13 protein-coding genes are annotated in these 17725 nt (G+C 49.5%); 8 read left to right on the forward strand and 5 right to left on the reverse strand.

Translation table 11 applies throughout. From position 1 onward, the window contains the following. The first annotated feature begins 101 nt into the window (after positions 1–101). A complete protein-coding gene (locus tag ACFVRY_RS11625) occupies positions 102–1388 on the forward strand; it encodes an aspartate aminotransferase family protein (RefSeq protein ID WP_387500313.1) in 1287 nt (428 codons plus the stop codon). Positions 1389–1460: 72 nt separating this feature from the next. Continuing rightward, on the forward strand, positions 1461–2345 hold the full coding sequence (locus ACFVRY_RS11630; RefSeq protein ID WP_387500315.1) for a UbiA-like polyprenyltransferase: 885 nt from the start codon (positions 1461–1463) through the stop codon (positions 2343–2345). A gap of 774 nt (positions 2346–3119) precedes the next feature. Here the strand turns inward: ACFVRY_RS11630 and ACFVRY_RS11635 are convergent. The 4 genes from ACFVRY_RS11635 to ACFVRY_RS11650 all read right to left on the reverse strand — a co-directional run bounded on the left by ACFVRY_RS11635 (position 3120) and on the right by ACFVRY_RS11650 (position 7611). Continuing rightward, positions 3120–4100, reverse strand: a complete 981-nt coding sequence (locus ACFVRY_RS11635) for a polyprenyl synthetase family protein (protein ID WP_387500317.1) — start codon at positions 4098–4100, stop codon at positions 3120–3122. Between the two features lie 18 nt (positions 4101–4118). After that, complete coding sequence (locus tag ACFVRY_RS11640; RefSeq protein ID WP_387500319.1) at positions 4119–4568, reverse strand: hypothetical protein; 450 nt, start codon at positions 4566–4568, stop codon at positions 4119–4121. A 207-nt stretch (positions 4569–4775) separates the two neighbouring features. Then, positions 4776–6662, reverse strand: a complete 1887-nt coding sequence (locus ACFVRY_RS11645) for an FAD-dependent oxidoreductase (RefSeq protein WP_387500321.1) — start codon at positions 6660–6662, stop codon at positions 4776–4778. A gap of 52 nt (positions 6663–6714) precedes the next feature. Continuing rightward, positions 6715–7611, reverse strand: coding sequence for an FMN-binding protein (locus tag ACFVRY_RS11650; protein ID WP_387500323.1), 897 nt, complete (start codon positions 7609–7611; stop codon positions 6715–6717). A 665-nt stretch (positions 7612–8276) separates the two neighbouring features. Here ACFVRY_RS11650 and ACFVRY_RS11655 point away from each other — a divergent pair. The 4 genes from ACFVRY_RS11655 to ACFVRY_RS11670 all read left to right on the forward strand — a co-directional run bounded on the left by ACFVRY_RS11655 (position 8277) and on the right by ACFVRY_RS11670 (position 12263). Next, complete coding sequence (locus ACFVRY_RS11655) at positions 8277–9674, forward strand: ATP-binding protein (protein ID WP_387500325.1); 1398 nt, start codon at positions 8277–8279, stop codon at positions 9672–9674. Positions 9675–9792: 118 nt separating this feature from the next. Beyond that, positions 9793–11067, forward strand: coding sequence for an MFS transporter (locus tag ACFVRY_RS11660; protein ID WP_387500327.1), 1275 nt, complete (start codon positions 9793–9795; stop codon positions 11065–11067). Between the two features lie 46 nt (positions 11068–11113). Next, positions 11114–11779 carry an NAD(P)H-binding protein gene (locus ACFVRY_RS11665; RefSeq protein WP_387500330.1) on the forward strand — a complete coding sequence of 222 codons (666 nt, stop codon included), beginning with the start codon at positions 11114–11116 and terminating at the stop codon, positions 11777–11779. Between the two features lie 103 nt (positions 11780–11882). Then, complete coding sequence (locus tag ACFVRY_RS11670; protein ID WP_066374678.1) at positions 11883–12263, forward strand: RidA family protein; 381 nt, start codon at positions 11883–11885, stop codon at positions 12261–12263. Positions 12264–12507: 244 nt separating this feature from the next. Here the strand turns inward: ACFVRY_RS11670 and ACFVRY_RS11675 are convergent, their stop codons facing one another. Then, entirely contained in the window at positions 12508–13143 is a 636-nt protein-coding gene (locus ACFVRY_RS11675; RefSeq protein WP_387500332.1) for a hypothetical protein, read from the reverse strand. Between the two features lie 249 nt (positions 13144–13392). Here ACFVRY_RS11675 and ACFVRY_RS11680 point away from each other — a divergent pair, with 249 nt between their 5' ends. Continuing rightward, the gene (locus ACFVRY_RS11680) at positions 13393–16473 is read left to right on the forward strand and encodes a DEAD/DEAH box helicase (RefSeq protein ID WP_387500334.1); all 3081 of its coding nucleotides are present in this window, start codon (positions 13393–13395) and stop codon (positions 16471–16473) included. A 27-nt stretch (positions 16474–16500) separates the two neighbouring features. Beyond that, positions 16501–17220, forward strand: a complete 720-nt coding sequence (locus ACFVRY_RS11685; RefSeq protein WP_387500336.1) for a hypothetical protein — start codon at positions 16501–16503, stop codon at positions 17218–17220. Positions 17221–17725: the final 505 nt, after the last annotated feature.

Raw genomic sequence — 17725 nt, forward strand, 5'->3', positions numbered from 1 at the left:
CCGATTATGCCGCTATATAAGTTAAAATTAAAAATAACATGTAGCCTGCGAATAATCCCAAGTCTCGGGTTATCAAGCAACAGAAAGGGAGGAAATCATCGATGGAACAAGGAAGCTATATTGGAAGAGAAGCAGTAGCTGCCAAACGCAAACAATACTTCTATCCCTGCACAGCGCATTTTTATCGCGATTCTCCACAGATCGTACGGGGGAATATGCAGTTTGTCTATGATGAAAAGGGGAAGGAATACACCGACTTCTTCGCTGGCGTCTCTGTAGTGGCTTGCGGTCACTGTAATCCGGCCATTACCGAACGGACGATAGCACAGCTTCAGCAGTTGCAGCATACAACAACGATCTATCTAACGCAGCCAGCTGTAGATCTGGCGGAGAGACTGGAGGAAGTGCTGCCAGGTAACTTGCGCCGGACTTTCTTCGTCAACAGCGGATCAGAGGCTAATGAGGGGGCGTTGCTCCTGGCCCGGATGCACACCGGACGCAAAGGGTTTATAGCGCTGGAAAGCGGCTTGCATGGCCGAACTAACTTGACGATGAGTGTGACAGGTCTGCCTATGTGGCGAACAGATCGTTATCTCGATGAGGATGTTACGTTCATTGAACGGCCTTATCATCCGGGTCTGACGCTTGAAGAGGCGGCAGAGATCTCGCTGAAAAGTCTGGCACGGGTGCTGGAGGAAAAGGGAGACAGTATCGCCGCGCTGATCGCTGAACCGATTCAGGGTAACGGAGGCATGATTATGCCAATATCCTGGTACTTCCGCGAGGTGAAGGCGCTGCTGGATCAGTACGGTGTGCTTCTGATTGCTGATGAGATCCAAACCGGCTTTGGGCGGACGGGTGCCATGTTTGCGATGGAGCACTTTGATGTTGTGCCGGATATCATCAGCATGGCCAAAGCACTTGGTAACGGCGTACCGGTAGCGGCTTTCGCCACCACGGATGAGATTGCACTTTCGCTGAACCGCCCGTCTGCCTCTACCTTTGGCGGAAACCCGGTATCAGCTGTTACAGCCCTTGCTGTGCTTGATTATATCCGTACTGAGGGGCTGCAGGAACGTGCGGCCTCGCTCGGGGCCCATCTTAAGGCAGGTCTTAAGTCACTGCAAGAACGTTACCCGGCGTTGATCTCCGATGTGCGGGGAACCGGATTTATGCTGGGTGCGGAGCTTACTGGGGGCGATGCCGCTGCTGCCGGGGCCTTAACGGACGACATTTTAGAAGAGATGAAGGACCGTGGTTATCTGATTGGCAAGAACGGAATCAACCGTAATGTATTGGCTTTTCAGCCGCCACTTATCGTTACAGCCGAAGATATTGATGGTATGATTACAGTATTGGATGAGGTGCTGCGGCAAGTCTCGAAGTAATAGTGCAAGCAATGGGTTTGACCCGTGGGCGAAGCCGCATGCTACAGGAAACGAAGAAAGAGGAATCATGCTATGGTGATATTCAATGCTTTTAAGAATGCTGCTCTAAAAATAAAAATGTTCGGCGAATTGGTCATGTTCTCCCATACGCTGTTCTCGCTGCCGTTTGCCATTATTTCTATGGTCTGGGCAGCAGGCGGCTGGCCGTCCGGCCGGGTCATGCTATGGGGACTGATCGCTTTGATCGGCGCCCGAAACGGTGCGAATGCGTTCAATCGGCTGGCAGATCGCGCTTTTGACAAAGCCAACCCTCGCACCGCCCACCGCCATCTGCCACAACGGCTACTGATGGAGAAAGAAGTCATTTTATTTATCATTATCAACTATGCTATCTTTATTGTGGCTTCGGGGATGCTGAATCTGCTCTGCCTGGTGCTGTCGCCGGTAGCGATTCTGCTAATCTCCTCATACTCGTATACCAAGCGTTTTACGTTCCTCAGCCATCTGTATCTGGGGTTTGTGATTGCTTCGGCTCCAATCGGCGCTTGGTTCGCCGTGACGGGCAATATTGCCTTCACCCCATTTGTCATTGGGACAGTAGTCATGCTGTGGATTGCCGGCTTTGACATTATTTACGGCACGCAGGATATTGAATTTGATCGCCGGCATGGGTTGTGGTCCATTCCTAGCTTTTTCGGCTTGGAGAATGCTCTGCGCATCGCCCAGGGGCTGCACTTTATCATGATTATGCTGCTGCTCTTCCTGTACGTCTGGCGTGATCTAGGCTGGATCTATCTGCTCGGAATCGGTATAGCGACGGTCCTACTAATGACTGAACACAAGATCATCAAGCCCTCGAATCGCAAATTGATGAAGGTGGCTTCGTATAATCTAAATCAGGTGATCAGTATGGTGATCCTGTTGTGTACGCTGGTGGATTATTTTTACGTTAGCTGAGTGGAAGGTTAGGTAAGGTGGGCAGTTAGCTAAGTTAAGTGCAAAGTGCTAAGTGCTAAGTGCTAAGTGCTAAGTGCAAGGTGCAAGGTGCTAGGTGCTAAGTGCAAGGTGCAAAGTGCTGTTAGTGCGGCTTCCGGGAATGTGCGGCTTAGGGCTAAAGTTAGTCTATTGAGCTTAGTGCTATAGTGAGCCTATTGTTTATGCTCGTATTATGGATGAACTCGTATTACGATGAACTTGTATTATGAATTAGTTTGTATTATACACGTAGGAAGGTAACGGGAGAAATTCCTGTTAAATCGAAGGAAAACGGATTATTAGGACGAATAACGGGAATTTATCCAGTTGTTTCATTAGGTTAGCCTATTTTTAGGTTGAAATACAAAGATTAATGGGAAAAATTCCTGTTAATCTTTTTCTTTTGGTGTTAAATGGCGAATTAACTGGAGATTTTCCAGTTAATTAAAAGGGGCGGATTTCCGGTGAAGAGAAGTGTGCGTAGTTAAACTAATCTTGTGAGGCTGCGGCACTCCATCTGAAGTTTATCGTTAAGAAGAGTGGTTGAATGATCAAAAGTAATGGCTACAAGATCAAAATGGTGGCCGCAAGATCAAAAAGAGTGGGTAAAAGATCAAAATAGTAACTGTAAGATCAAAAAATAACGGAAATGGCTTCTACATCCAAGATTATGCTATAACAAAAAAAGCCTCTACAACCACGCTAAGGTGGGAGTAGAGGCTTTTTGTTCCCGGCGGGGGATTGATAACCCCGCCGCTAGTGGTCACGCGCTGAGAAGTATTCCAGCAACGTGACCAGGTTGGTATGCGCCGGGTAGGATGACAGCTGCTGGATAATGACAGCAGCTTGGTCCAGATAATCCCGGCTGACCTGCTCGGCCCGCAGCAGCGCATCGCTGCGGGTGATGAGGCCAAGTACATGAGAAATCTCGGCATCCGAAGAATCGGGGCCGATCATACGGATGGCCGGGGCCAGCTCAGGGTCCTGCAGGGCGAATAGCACCGGCAGCGTGACTTGGCCATGGCGCAGGTCACTGCCGGCCGGCTTACCGAGTACCTCAGCAGACTGCGTGAAATCCAGCAGATCATCCTGGATTTGAAAGGACATGCCCAGCGCCTCACCGAAGTTGTACAGAAGGCTTGCGGCCTCTGTTGTGCTTTCGGATGACAAGGCGCCGACGCGTAGGCAGGTAGCCATCAGCAGCGCTGTTTTGTTGCGTGATTTCTCCAAGTATTGCTCCATGGTGAAGTCGTAATCATAGGCATGTTCCAACTGCTGGTACTCACCCAGACAGAGCTGAGCGGTCGCGACAGCAGACAGGTCATGAACATAACGATTTTTATCTCCGGTGTGTTTGCTTAACAGCTCAATGACCCGGGCAGACATGTAATTCCCGATATGTACGGCGGAACCTACGCCGGTTATGACATGGAGAGCAGGACTTCCGCGCCGAACTTCTGCATCGTCAATAACGTCATCATGAATCAAGGAGGCGGCGTGAATGAATTCCGCGGCTGCGGCTAGCTGGAGAGCTCTGCGTCCGGGAAGCTTTCGGCCAAAACGGCTTCCGACGATGACCATCAATGGCCTAAGCCGTTTACCGCCGGACCCGATCAATTGCAGAATGCCTTGGGCAAGCTGCGAATTCTTAGGCACATCTTTATCACGCGCCACCAGATTCTCAATCTCCCGGTTTATTTCCTTCAGGTCGATGTTCAAGGCCTCATGCAGCTTCATCTTAATGATCCCCACCTGTCAAATGGCTTTGCTTGTGCGTCCCTGTTGTCTTTGTTCCCTGATCAGGAACTCTTCCATTATAACAGCCAGATTCTCTTCCGCGAAGTTTCCATTTGCCCGTCTAATCTGCATTTTTTTGATTGAAGGAGCCAAATAAGCTACGAGATCCAACTCGCGGGTTTTCACCGCAAATTGTAAGTAAAAGCTGTATAAATAGTCTCCATCCAAAATGTTGCGGGTAAGGTCGGGATGATGTGGTACACATTCCATATGGCGTTTCGCAGCCAGGGTGAGAATGGTGTAAATACCCAGCAAATGAACTTTGCGGCTGTATTCCAGATCATGGCGTTCCAGTACCGGGAGCAGTTGCTCACCTTCCACCGGAGAGAGATGCAGCTGAATTCCGGCGATGGGTGACATGTCAGCCTGTAGCAACCGGAAGGTCTCTTGAGCGAGTTGATTATTCACAAGAATCTCTCCTTCTTGTCGGTTTTGCTGGAAGGAACCATTCCCGATCATCCCTACAAAACCACTCGTAAATAAGTAGAGTAATGTGTCCGCGGACACATTACTCTGAAGAATACACATATTAAGCTGAAAGAACATACAAACTTCACATTTTAACGATATAAATGTTTAAAATTTGTGAATGCTAATGAAATAAGGGAATTAACGTCAGTCGGTGAACAGATACCAGCGCCTTACGAGCGGAATTCTCTTCCACTGCTTCTTCAGCCAAGGCAAGACATAGTAATCCAGGCCAAGCGTGCTACCGGAACCGCCGATGCAGGCAACAGCTGCTGCAGCGTACCAGAGCATTTCCGTCGAAGCCATCTTGGATGACCAGATCATAACGGCCATGCCTATCGTGGCTATGGAAGAAATAGCAGTGAACAGACCGACGATCAGCATAACACCAAAGACAATCTCGGCGGCAACCATACCGATTTGGAACCATTTTGCCAGGAAAGTATAGCTTCCGTCAGCTTGATAGAACATCAAATCCATGAACCAGTTGGTAATGCTGTGTACAAAGTTCGGAACTGGCAGTGCTTGAACCGCTTCTTTAGCGGTGGAAACAGCTGAAGCTGCGGATTGAGCATCCACCGTATCTTTAACGGCATTGACTGCTTCACTTGCTGCGGAAGAAGCATCTACAGCATGCGGTGCGGCAGGAATCAGGAAGATTTTATTAGGGTCACTCCATATCTTCTGGAGCTTATCAATACCTTCATACAACCACATGCCACCCAGCAGAACGCGAAGCGGAACGAGCCAGAAGTTCGGCGAACGTTTGGAGAAATGACCGCCGAGGAAGCTCTTGCGGTTCTCCACATGGAAGAATTCATGCATCATATAAGTCCATACTTTGTTAAAGCCTACAACCTGGGACAGATAGAACATATTGATGGCGTGCTTGGAAAGCATAGCCATAAAGCCGGTAAGCATAAACAGTTTGCCAGGAAGACCAACGTTTGCTACACCGTAGCGGCTACCGATCGATACCATGGTACCGTGGAAGCCTGGTTTGTAGGCTTTTTTCGCCGTACCTTTAATGTCAGCTTCAATGTTGCCAGCAACGATTGGGGCTGCTTGCTCAGCATTCTCAACCATCTGTGGAACAGGACGGGTCTCACCCTCAGGGATGAAGAAAATGTTATCCCCGACAACGTACACGTTCTTATGATCTACACTTTCAAGATGCTCATTCGTAACGATACGTTTGCGGCCCTCTTGCTTAACATCGCCTTCGAGGCTACCTACGATTTCAGAGCCTTCAACACCGGCAGTCCATACTACAGTATTCGCAGCAACGACATTCTTCTCGCCAAGAGCAATGCTGCCTTTGCCTACTTCAGTGATCTTGGCTCCGGTAACGATCTCTACGTTCAACTTTTTCAGATAAGCCGTTGCTTTGGAAATCAGCTTATCTGGCAGAATCGGCAGAATCTTAGGAGCCATATCTGCAACGATCAACCGGACTTCGGATGGATCGATATAGAATTCTTTACAAAGCTCTTCGCGATACTCGGCCATCTCGCCGACCAACTCGACACCAGTAAATCCAGCACCGATGATTACAAAGGTAAGCATGGAACGGCGCACCGCCGCATTCTTTTCCTTTGCCGCTTTGGTGAACATGTCGCGAATCTGGCGTTTGAGTGCAACCGCATCATCATTGGACCAGAAGGAGAAGGTGTTCTCTTCTGCGCCCGGAATGCCGAAGTAGGTTGGCTTGCTGCCTGTACCGATGACAAGGTAGTCAAACGCATAGGTAGCTTTCTCGGATTTAAGCTTTTTACCTTTAAAATCAATATTGCTGATTTCATCCAGTACAACATCGACTTTCAATCCGGCAAAGATTTTTTTAAGATCAATCTTGATCGAATCCTCAGGAGCGCGGTTTGCGGCAACCTCATGCAACTCAGTTAAGAGCGTGTGGTACGGATTCCGGTCAATAAGCGTAATTTCAATTTCTTTGTTGTTCTTAAATTTCTTTGCCAGTTTTTTAGCCGTGAGTACGCCGCCGTAGCCGCCGCCCAAAATGACTATTTTTTTCAAAAGAAATTCACCTCGTTCGTCTGATTAGCTGTAAGAGGGAGCTGTCGTTAAATTACTTTGCTCCTTCAAGCGCTTTTGCTGCCAATGTGTAGTACTCTCCAACGTGGATCGATACACCGGAGATTGCATCTGTTTTGCCTTCGGCATCCAGTGCAGGAGCAGTGCCTTTGTTCTCTACGAAGTAAGCTTCTGCTTTGGCGATCTCTTCATGCCACTCTGCTTGAGCGCCGCCTTTTTTCATGCCGTACTTACCATCAATGGAGAATTGTTTCTTGTCATCACCAGCAGCATTTACACCGCTGAAGTTAGCAGCGACAACGTTACCGTCAGCAATAGTCAGGGCTACAGTGGATTTCCAGCCAGATTCAGCATCCATTTCGCCTTCTGCAGTGTAACCACCGTCTTTGTAAGGGCCCGCTTCGGAAGGTCCAGCAGCCAGGGCAGCCTTAGCGGATTCAACCAGTTCACCAACGTGAATGGATACACCGGAGATTGCATCTGTTTTGCCTTCAGCGTCAAGGGTAATTGCCGCAGGATCTTGTTTGTCGATCAAAAATGCTTCAGCTTTTGCAGCTTGCTCGTGCCATTCTGCTTGAGCGCCGCCTTTTTTCATACCGTACTTGCCATCTTCAGAAACCTTCTTCTTCAGATCACCAGCAGTTTTTACATTGAAAGCATTCCAGTCGGCTTTTGTGATTTTTCCGCCTTCAACAGTCAGAATAGCGTAGGATTCCCAGCCAGTTTTTTCATCAGCAGGTGCAGTTCCGTAGTAGACGCCGTCTTGATACTTGGCAGTTTCAGTTCCGGCATTTCCGGAATTTGCGGCAGGTGCAGTTGTTTCAGCGGGGGTGTTAGTCGCAGTCGTGGCATTGTTGCTGTTGTTGTTGCCACAGCCTGCAAGCAAACCAAGAATCAGGGCACTCGACAAGATTACAGAAGCTTTTTTCATTTGGTATGACCTCCAAGAAAATAGTTTAAAATATATATATTAAAATGTAAAACATTTTAACGACTTTGGAAGTGATAAAAATCACTTTATAAATGACATTTGTCACTTTAATTTTGGGGCGATTGCTCTGATTGTAGCTGTTACATGACATATATCGGTTATGTATAATGAAAAATTTAATGAACTTGTTTCATCTTCGATGGCATTCTAGCACAGAAATGATGCTTAATTATGTGAAAATAATCACTTAAATCTTTAAAAAATTAATTTATATATGTAGTATATCAAATTTTAGAAAATATTGAAAGCTATTTTAAAGATTATTATGTGACAAAAGACGACTTCTTTCCCCAAGGTGAAGAACAAGTCAGGATTCATGCTTACGAAGGAGGGGTAATAAGGCCTGTGAAGGCATGTCCGATATACGAAGGACGCTCAGAAGAAGAACATAGAACCTGGGACGTTCGTTCTTGGGGTTTATTGGAAACAATAGCATAGGAAATGAGCGCAAATCGCATCTGATTTGCGCTCTTCTGCTGCCGATGAGAAGGGTGCTTAATTAGATGCTGGAGATTGTAGTATAGTGCCTGTTATTCTATGAATTAGGTGGAATATTTATGCTAGTATTACTGGTAGTTTCTAATATTTAGGCCAGGAGTGATGCTATGGAATATTTAAAAATATTTTTCGTGAACACAGCAGTGTTGATCACCGTTGCCTATCTGGCCAATTTATTATACAAGCATCTCATCACATATGCGTCTAAACGCGTGAAGCAGGTAAGTTGGGTATTCCTGGCGATACTCGCCGGATGGATCAGTTCTTTTTTTGGATACAGACTGGATGATCATGTCATCTTTGATTTGAGGTTCGTGCCGATCATTATCACGACAATCGCCTTTCCGCAGCCCTTTCCCCTCTTATTGATCGGATTTGGAACGGGTCTGACCCGTTTGACCTTCGGATGGAACGAAGCAGCACTGGCGGGAATGCTCAATCTATCGATTCTTGGTTTCCTCTGCGCCGGACTCAGCTTCTGGATTACCCGTTCAACAGCTTCCATAATAAAACAAGGCCTTATTGTCATTCTGGCGGTGAATGTCATGAACGCGCTGAATATTACTATATTTGGTGTAATCCCTGCGACAGAGTACATAACAGAAATTATGCCGATCACATTTCCTTCTGGATTGCTTCTCAGTATTTTATTTGCGCTGATCATCTGGGACTTTCAATTGGAGCTTTCCCGCAATGAGCAGATACGGCGTGCGAACAAGCTGTTGTCCGCTCAAACAGAGGAACTGCACAAGAATGAAATCGTGCTAGAGGAAAGAGCGAAGCAATTGATGCTGGCCTCTCAATACAAATCGGAGTTTCTGACCAATATGTCACATGAGCTGAGGACCCCTCTGAACAGTATAATCAATCTATCGCAATTAATAGAAGAAAATGATAATTCCACTACCGGGGAAGAGATCGCTGAGTACGGTGGTATTATTCATCGTTCGGGCGAAGAACTACTGATGCTTATCAACGATATCCTTGACCTGTCCAAGGTGGAAGCGGGCCGACTGGATATTATCAGGGAACAGGTGAATGTAAGCGAGATTCCAGAGCTATTGTCTCTGCAGTTCAGTGTGATTGCGAAGCAGAAGGAGCTTGAATTTGTGGTCAGTGTAAGTGAAAATCTCACTCCGACCATTATCTCAGATCCACAGCGGGTGCAGCAAATCTTGCGAAATCTGCTATCTAATGCGTTTAAATTCACACAGATGGGCAGTGTAATGCTGAGTATCCGAGCGGAACAGCGGTGGGAAGACGGGCAGGATCTGAACTGGGTGGTATTTGAAGTCAGGGACAGTGGCATCGGCATTGCCGAAGAGAAGCGGGTGATCATTTTCGAAGCCTTCCGGCAAGCGGACGGGACGATCAGCCGTAAATACGGCGGAACAGGGCTAGGGTTGTCCATTAGTCATGATCTTGCCAGACTGCTCGGCGGCTTCATCACTGTTCAGAGCGAGGAGGGGAAGGGCAGTATCTTTTCACTGTATCTGCCTATTTAGGACAAGAGGAATTTCAGGAACGGGGCTCCAATTTTATTTGTGATTTCGCCATATTGACAGGAGATTGATGCGGAGTAGAATGAAGCCAAAGCCGCATCAAAGGAGTGTTATCGTTCCCATGAGCATCATGAGAAACAGGCAACCGGTTCATCGTCCCAAGCGTATTCGCAAAGCCTCTGTACAGCGCAAGAATTTGCAGATAGCCACATTTGAGGGGATTCCTGCGACGATCTTCCAGGTCCTGCTTCAAGGGCAGTTTCTTACTGGCTTTCTGTTATATTTAGGAGCTACCTCGAGTCAGATCGGTTTTGTGCTGGCGTTGACGACGCTGGTCAATATCGGCCAGATCGGTGTTGCGTTCCTGATCCAGAAGCTGCCCAGTCGCAAGTGGGCTATGGTCACTTTTGTTGCTCTTCACCGGATACTGTGGAGTTCTACCGGCCTGGTGCCGTTTATCTTTCCAAAAGAATACTGGGTAGTAGCTTTTATAGCGTTATATACAACCGCTTTCATTGCGAATACAGCCGGCTCCGTGTTATGGAGCTCTGTTATCAGTGATCTGGTTCCGCCGAAAGTGCGCGGCCGTTATTTCGGAATCCGTAATACTTTTCTAAATGCTCTGGGCAGTCTGGTGATGTACGGCGGTGGCATCGTTCTGGACCGTTATCCCGGGGGCCATGGGTTTCTCATTTTGTACATTGTGGTATGGATTTTCTCAACGGCTAACATTATTGTCTATCTCTTCTACCCGGATGTGCCGTTCGAGAAGTCTGAAGAAAACAAGTTTCTACCGATGCTCAAGAAACCGCTCCACGACACACTGTTCATGAAGTCTACATTGTTCCTTGCTGGCTGGCTTTTGCTGCAAAACCTTGTCGTACCACTGTATTCTTATGTGATGCTGCAACTGCTGAATATCAATTATCAAACGATGTCGTTGCTCAATGTATCACAGACGGTGTTCATGATGGCCAGCTTCTATGTCTGGGGGAACTTGAATGCGAAATATAGCAACAAGCGTTTGTTGCTTTGGACGCTTCCCATTATTGCTGTTTCCTCGTTAATTTGGGGTCTGCTCGCGGTTCTGCCGATGTTGGTGGTGCTGTTCGCCGCCCATATTGTCTTCGGGGTGGGTGTTGGTGGCTTCAATCAGTTGGCTTTCAACTTTATTATTGGCGATACTCCCAAAAAAGAGCGTCCGATGTATATGGCAGTGTATGCAGCGCTTACGGGTATTTCCTCGTTTTTTGGTCCGCTAATTGGCGGTAAAATCTACGAATGGATTGAGGATTGGCCGCACTGGATCCAGGTATTCGGAACGCAGTTAGTTGTCGGATTGCTGATGATTGTGCTGGCTGCAACTCTCGGACGGAAAATTCTTAAAGATGCGTAAAGGTGATATGATTTATGATGATTTTTGTGAAAAAGGAGGCTCTGCGATGTCACGAATAGCAATGGTGCTGGGAGCCACCGGTTTGGTAGGGAAGGCAGTGACCCAGGAGCTATTACGCCGGGGAGCCTGGGATGAGATCAGGGTGCTGGTCAGACGTCCCATCGGGATCAAGCATCCTTTACTCAAGCAGACCATAGTGGACTGGGAACAGCTGTCTCGGTACAGAGAGCAGTTCCGGGGAGTGCAGGTGATGTTCTGCTGTCTCGGAACGACGATCAAAACCGCAGGCTCGCAAAGCAGCTTCGAACGGGTCGATCTTGGATATCCGCTTGAGGCTGCTGCTATAGCAAAGGAAGAGGGAGTACGGCAGTTGCTGGCCGTCTCCTCGATAGGGGCGGATGTGAAGTCCCGCAATTTCTACAGCCGGACCAAGGGACGTGCCGAGGAAGGGCTGATCGCGACTGGCTTCCATGGTCTGCACCTGTTCCGGCCTTCTCTGTTGCTGGGACAACGTAAGGAATTCAGGCTTGGGGAGCGAGTGGCGGCCCGCCTGATGACTGCGCTGGATTTTGCCATGGTTGGTAAAGCGGCCAAATACAGAGCCATCCACGGAGAGACGGTAGCCCGGGCCATGGTGAATATTTCGCTGGCTGGCACCGCTGGCGTACATATCTATCCTAATGATGTGATACATGTAATCGGCAAGGGCTAGGCAGGCGACCTCACGTCTTATGCAGATTGATGTTTGCATTAGACAGAGAACAGGACGTACAATGGGACCATAAATAATCCATGGATATGGGAGGAATAAAATTATGAGTAAGAAGCAAGTAGCAACATCTAAAGCGCCTGGTGCAATTGGGCCATACAGCCAAGCTATCGCTACGGGGAACTGGGTGCACACTTCCGGTCAACTAGGTTTGAATCCAGAGACGGGAGAACTAGCAGAAGGTGTACAGGAACAAACTCGTCAAGCCCTGAACAACGTCAAGGCTATTCTTGAAGAAGCAGGAGCCTCACTGGATCATGTAATTAAGACTACAGTGTTCCTTAAAGATATGAATGATTTTGTAGCCGTGAACGAAGTATACAGCACGTTCTTCACGGAGCCTTATCCGGCACGCAGTGCGATTGAAGTAGCTCGTCTACCTAAAGATGGACTGGTTGAGATCGAGGCGATTGCTCGCAAGAAATAAACCATATAAAAATTCCGGCAGCGCGGGACAAGCTATTTTGCACTGTTGGAAGTTGACATGAAAAGCAATAGGGAAGTTTACAAGTCAGGGAGTCGCGGCAGGAATGCTGCGACTCCTTTTTGCTGTTACCCGCTTATGACTTGAATAAGCAGCAGGCTTCATTCTCGAAAAGGCTTCAGAGCAGTCATCTGATCCATTTCTTACGAGTCTGCTCCGGCAGCTTAGGGCGAGTTGATAGGGAATCCTATCGCTCCCAGGTGCGACTGTGCTTTTCGTCAATAAGGGTGACCGAAAATCCTCTCAGCTGTCCGCTTTCCACGCTTGTAGATCCTGTTGCAGGAAGCTGAAATTCAGCAGTGTAGCTACCGCGATCATGGGGCTTCAGCTCAAGGGAAGAGAGGGGAATGGAGCCTCCGGCTAGCGGGTGTCCTTCGAGCTCAGGCCATTGAAGGACTACTTTTGCCACGACTCCGTTGGCACTGTAATTGCGCACAGGCAGCTGACATTGACCGTTGTAAGTTACCCCCTCAAGCTTGTATGTGCATATTATTTTTTCAGGTTTTAGTTCAAGTGCGTACACACCTGAAGCGAACAAGCGCTGGTAGCTGCTGACCAGCCCATCAGGCACTTTCGTTAGTAATATCATGAAGACTATGAACAGAAGTAGCCGATGACGTGACAGAGACATGTTGAAAAAGGCAATTGAGGCTAACAGTAAAATTAGTGATACTATACCGGAATAGTGCAGGCCGGTCCGTGTTGCTGGTGAGCTGTATAGCGGAATCCCGAAGGTATTCAGCAGGATATTCATCCAGGAATCCGTCCCGGGATAGCGGATGTTAAGCACAATGAGTGCAACGAATAAAATCAGACCCGTCATGAATTGTCGTCGATTTAGGATTAATGGGGGTTGTGATTTGATCTATGCCACCTCCTGTTAAATAATCTCAATTATAGCATACGGACGAAATTATCTCCGGTTGCAGGGGAGGTTCCATGGAAATCTGCAGAAAAAAAGCAGAAAGGTTTTTAAATCGGCGCTTTTTCGTATATGATGATGAGATGAAGTCTTTTACTTCAAGGATATCTGATCCTTTATATATTTGAATTATTTATTAGGAGATCATCAATGAATAAGCATCTGTATGCAATATGGTTAGGAGACGTTTTATTTTGCTTCTCCGGCGAGACATCTGAGCCGAAGGTAGATGCGTGGACCCGTGTGGTCAAGCGTCTGGAGCTGCAGGGAGGACTGCGTCCTTTTGCGAGCGCAGCGCTGCGCTTGGCGGAAGTGAAATATCCAGTCTTGCCTGTGGAAGGGAAGCCGGTCCGCCGCGCGCTGCCGGGTCGTACCTTTGAGGGGCTGGCCTTGGCGCCCAAAGATGCTTTTGAATTGCTGCTCGCGTGGGACGCGGAGCAATGTCTGAGCCAGGGCGTAGAGCCTGGCGGCGAGCTGCGTTACTGGGCAGCCGCGGCCCGGTTTGCCCTGGAGCTAATGGGCACGGGCGGGTTTGTTCCCGGCGCCCAGCCGCTGCGCCCGGTAGGCTCACGCCGTCGGGGCGGCGAACAGGCAGCTGTGGCCTGCTGGTCACCTGTTTTTCGCCAACCGGAGGACAGAGAGTACTTTCTTCAGCTCGCTGCCTCAATGCCGGTATTGGCACTAGGAACACACACAGCTGAAGCCAGTGAGGTCACATCCCGCGAAGATGCGGGGGCGTATGTGCTGTATTCCTTCTTGCAGGCGATCATGACAGCCGAGATCAAGCGGGTCATAACCGGGATGGAAGGGGAGCTGTCCCCCTTCAAGGCTAATTATCGGCGCGGCACCTCTCCGCTGACGGAGCTGTGGTGGAACAGTCTGCTGACCGGCAGCCGTGACATTCCGGTGCAGGGGACCCAGGCTGAGGTTGATGAATTGCTGGCCGGTGTGAATGAAACCGCAGGAAGTGGAGTTCCGCAAACCGCGACAGAAGAGGAGCAGAGCGGGCAGCTTGGCCTGGGTCTGCGTCTGGAGCCACCGGTAGAAGAGGCGGAAGTTTGGCGATTGTCTTTTTGGGCAGAGAATCGGGAAGAAGGGGAGTTTTGGCTGCCCGCTCAAGCCATCTGGGGCAGTAGAGAACAGGAATTTACGTTGTGGGGTAGGCGCTACCGTAATATCCAGCAGCAGTTTCTGACGGCGCTCGGAAGTGCGGGCAAGGTATCGCCTGACATCCAAGCCGGGCTTAAGTCTCCAGCCCCAGAAGGTGTAGATCTGGAGCCGCATCGTCTGCATTTCTTCCTGAAAGAGACGGTGCAGCAGTTGACTGCCCGGGGAATCACGGTCCAGATGCCTTCGCGCTGGAGCCGTGAAGGGCGTCGGCGTGTCGGCATGAAGATGAAGATGCAGCCGCCGGGAGGATTAGACGGTCCACCAGCGGTTGCGCTCGGCATGGAGGAGCTGATCTCCTTCCGGATTGAGGCTTCGCTAGGTGATACTTCTATCACTGAAGAGGAATTGCAGGCACTGGTGGAGGCGGGGGTTCCTTTTGTCCGTTTCCGGGGTGAGTGGGTCGAGGTAGATCCGAAGGAAATTCGCCAAGTGCTCAGATATATGAAGCGCCATGAGAGTGGTGAAATGACTGCTGCGGACTGGATGAGGCTGGAGGCAGAGGATGGCGAAGATCGGCTATGGAAAGGAATGTCCGTTACGGGCATGGAAACTTCCGGTCTGCTGGCTTCTATCATGCACGGCGATGTGCTTAGGGATGAGGATCGTCCCGTCCCACATGTCCTTCACGGCACGCTGCGACCTTATCAGGAGCGGGGATATCAATGGCTGGCTGCCTTGGGCAATCTCGGTTTCGGGGTCTGTCTGGCCGACGATATGGGCCTTGGGAAGACGGTGCAGGTGATTACCTGCCTACTGGATCGCGCACTTACAGCTCCTGAGGGGGAAAAGAAAGGGCCGGTACTAATTCTGTGCCCGACCTCGCTTCTCGGTAACTGGCAGCGTGAGCTGCAGCGATTTGCACCTTCGCTGTCGCTGCACATCCATCACGGCAGTCGCCGGATCCGCGGCGAGGGTTTTCTGGATCTGGCGGACAGCCACGACATTGTGCTGACGACATATCACTTGGCAGGCCGGGATAGTGAGGATCTTGCAGGCGTGCAGTGGTCAACGGTTGTACTGGATGAAGCGCAATATATCAAGAACCACCGCACCAAGCAGGCGCAGAGTGTGATGAAGCTCTCAGCGCCGCATCGGATCGCGATGACGGGAACGCCAGTAGAGAACAGACTTGGCGAGCTATGGTCTATTTTCCACTTTTTAAATCCTGGCTATCTTGGCACCTATCACTCCTTCCGCCAGCGGTATGTATCCGGTGAAGGCGGAGAGCGGTTGCGTGAGCTGCATCGTTTGGTGTCGCCTTTTCTGCTCAGACGGCTTAAGAGCGACCCGGACATATCCAAAGATCTTCCGGAGAAGCTAGAGCTCAAATCGTATTGTCCGCTTACGGATACCCAAGCAGCGCTCTATCAAGGGGTTGTGGACGAAATGCTTGGGGTGATCGGTGAACGCTCCGGTATGGCTCGGCGTGGTCTCGTGTTGTCCTCCCTTACGAAGTTGAAGCAGATCTGTAATCATCCCCAGTTGTTCCGGCGGGACGAAGGCCGGGGCTTGCGGAGTGAGCAATCCGGCAAAATGGAGGTCATGTTCGAGGTGCTGGACAGTATTGCCGAGCTTGGTGAATCTGCATTGATCTTTACCCAGTATGTTGCGATGGGCGAATTGCTTGTCAACAGGTTGTCGCGTCGTTACGGAAGAGCGCCGTTGTTCCTGCATGGCGGGATTTCGAAGCGCGAGCGTGACGAGATGGTGCATGATTTCCAGAATGGAGACCAGCCGACATTCTTCGTGCTTTCCTTGAAGGCAGGCGGGGTCGGACTCAATCTGACGCGGGCGAACCATGTGGTGCATTATGATCGCTGGTGGAACCCGGCAGTAGAGAACCAGGCGACAGACCGGGCCTTCCGCATCGGACAACACAAAAATGTGCAGGTTCACAAGTTAATTTGCCAGGGTACGCTTGAAGAACGGATTGACGAACTGATTGAACGCAAAAAAAGCCTTTCCGAGCAGGTAGTTGGCTCTGGCGAAACGTGGCTGACCGAGATGTCCAATCATGAACTGAAGGAGCTTATTGAGCTGCAGGGTCAGGACTGGATGTAGAACGGGAAGGGGAACAGGAGGGATCACATGAGTGAGTTATCAGAGCCAAAGCTGAAGCTGGAAGTCTCCCCCGGTAAAATAAATGCACTGTGGGACGCTGATGTCAGGGTCAGTCTAGAGGTTCCACTCTGGGCAATGGATGCCAAGAGAGGCATCATACGCATGCTGGCGGGGCAGGCTGGTGAAGTGTATGGGCTGCTTCAGGGGCGAATAGCTGATGCGGTTCTTGAGACATATATTTTGCCGTCTGCGGCTGAATTGGAGGGGGGGAATTACAGCCTCCTCCATGAAGGCAAGCAGATCGAATTGCTAAGGCTGCTGAGGAACCAACTGGCTCATGATCCATGGTTAGCTTTTGCGCTGCGGGGGATGAACCAGGCGGAGCTGCTGAACGGAGTATTCTCGCTTTGGGCAGAGGAGCAGGGGGAGGAAGCTGTAGAGGGCGAACTGGCAAAGCCAAGTGATCTGGTATCTGAACTGACCCGTCTCGAGCGGAAAGGACCGCCGGTCACCTCCGGGGAGTGGCTGGCCGAGGCAGCGGCTGAAGGCTCGCTGCATCAGCCTGGTACGCTATTCCATGAAATCGCAGAACGTGCTCTCCCCTCCGCACCGGTGACTGTGGACACGAAGGAAGAGTGGGAGCTGCTACTGCCTCAGACTCCTAAAGCTCGCGAGGGACTGCATCTGGTTATGCAGCGGGTGTCCGAAGCTGCTGTTAAGCGGGCGGAGAACATTCGCAAGGTGTAATATAGAGTTGTGAAATGCACAGGCAATATTTGCGATGTGCCGTGCTATGTCATAGTACATTGTAGTGAATCGTAGTGAATCGTAGTACGTTGCAGTACACCGTAGTACGTCACAATGCATCGAAGTAGTAAGCATGTATTACTGTGATAGATATGGTTTTGCCTAAGGAGCAGGTGAGGTGGGGGCTAACGGGAATTTCTCCCGTTAATTTGTAGGTTTCGCGAGATATCCGCTAATGATCAGGAAAAACTCCTGTTAATATTGTCGTTTGGCCGGATAGTGGGGGATATTGAGCGAATTAGCTGGAGAAATTCCAGTTAAATGAAGGATGACTGAGTTTTAGCTCTGAATAACTGGAGATAATCCTGTTGTTTTCAGAATTGAGATACTGAGCGATGGATAAGGTGCAGATAAGAAGCGGAAAGTAAGAAGTAAGAAGTAAGAAGTAAGAAGTAAGTAATGAGTAAGAAGTAAGTAATGAGTATAAACCGAAAGAACCTTCGAT

Origin of the sequence: Paenibacillus sp. NPDC057934, from assembly GCF_042887565.1 — a bacterium.
GTDB lineage: Bacteria > Bacillota > Bacilli > Paenibacillales > Paenibacillaceae > Paenibacillus_AQ.

Coding starts and splice junctions, on each gene's coding strand:
- ACFVRY_RS11675 (WP_387500332.1), bottom strand. CDS start 13,143: ATGACGGGTCTGATTTTATTCGTTGCACTCATTGTGCTTAACATCCGC.
- ACFVRY_RS11650 (WP_387500323.1), bottom strand. CDS start 7,611: ATGAAAAAAGCTTCTGTAATCTTGTCGAGTGCCCTGATTCTTGGTTTG.
- ACFVRY_RS11660 (WP_387500327.1), top strand. CDS start 9,793: ATGAGCATCATGAGAAACAGGCAACCGGTTCATCGTCCCAAGCGTATT.
- ACFVRY_RS11665 (WP_387500330.1), top strand. CDS start 11,114: ATGTCACGAATAGCAATGGTGCTGGGAGCCACCGGTTTGGTAGGGAAG.
- ACFVRY_RS11630 (WP_387500315.1), top strand. CDS start 1,461: ATGGTGATATTCAATGCTTTTAAGAATGCTGCTCTAAAAATAAAAATG.
- ACFVRY_RS11625 (WP_387500313.1), top strand. CDS start 102: ATGGAACAAGGAAGCTATATTGGAAGAGAAGCAGTAGCTGCCAAACGC.
- ACFVRY_RS11655 (WP_387500325.1), top strand. CDS start 8,277: ATGGAATATTTAAAAATATTTTTCGTGAACACAGCAGTGTTGATCACC.
- ACFVRY_RS11670 (WP_066374678.1), top strand. CDS start 11,883: ATGAGTAAGAAGCAAGTAGCAACATCTAAAGCGCCTGGTGCAATTGGG.
- ACFVRY_RS11680 (WP_387500334.1), top strand. CDS start 13,393: ATGAATAAGCATCTGTATGCAATATGGTTAGGAGACGTTTTATTTTGC.
- ACFVRY_RS11635 (WP_387500317.1), bottom strand. CDS start 4,100: ATGAAGCTGCATGAGGCCTTGAACATCGACCTGAAGGAAATAAACCGG.
- ACFVRY_RS11685 (WP_387500336.1), top strand. CDS start 16,501: ATGAGTGAGTTATCAGAGCCAAAGCTGAAGCTGGAAGTCTCCCCCGGT.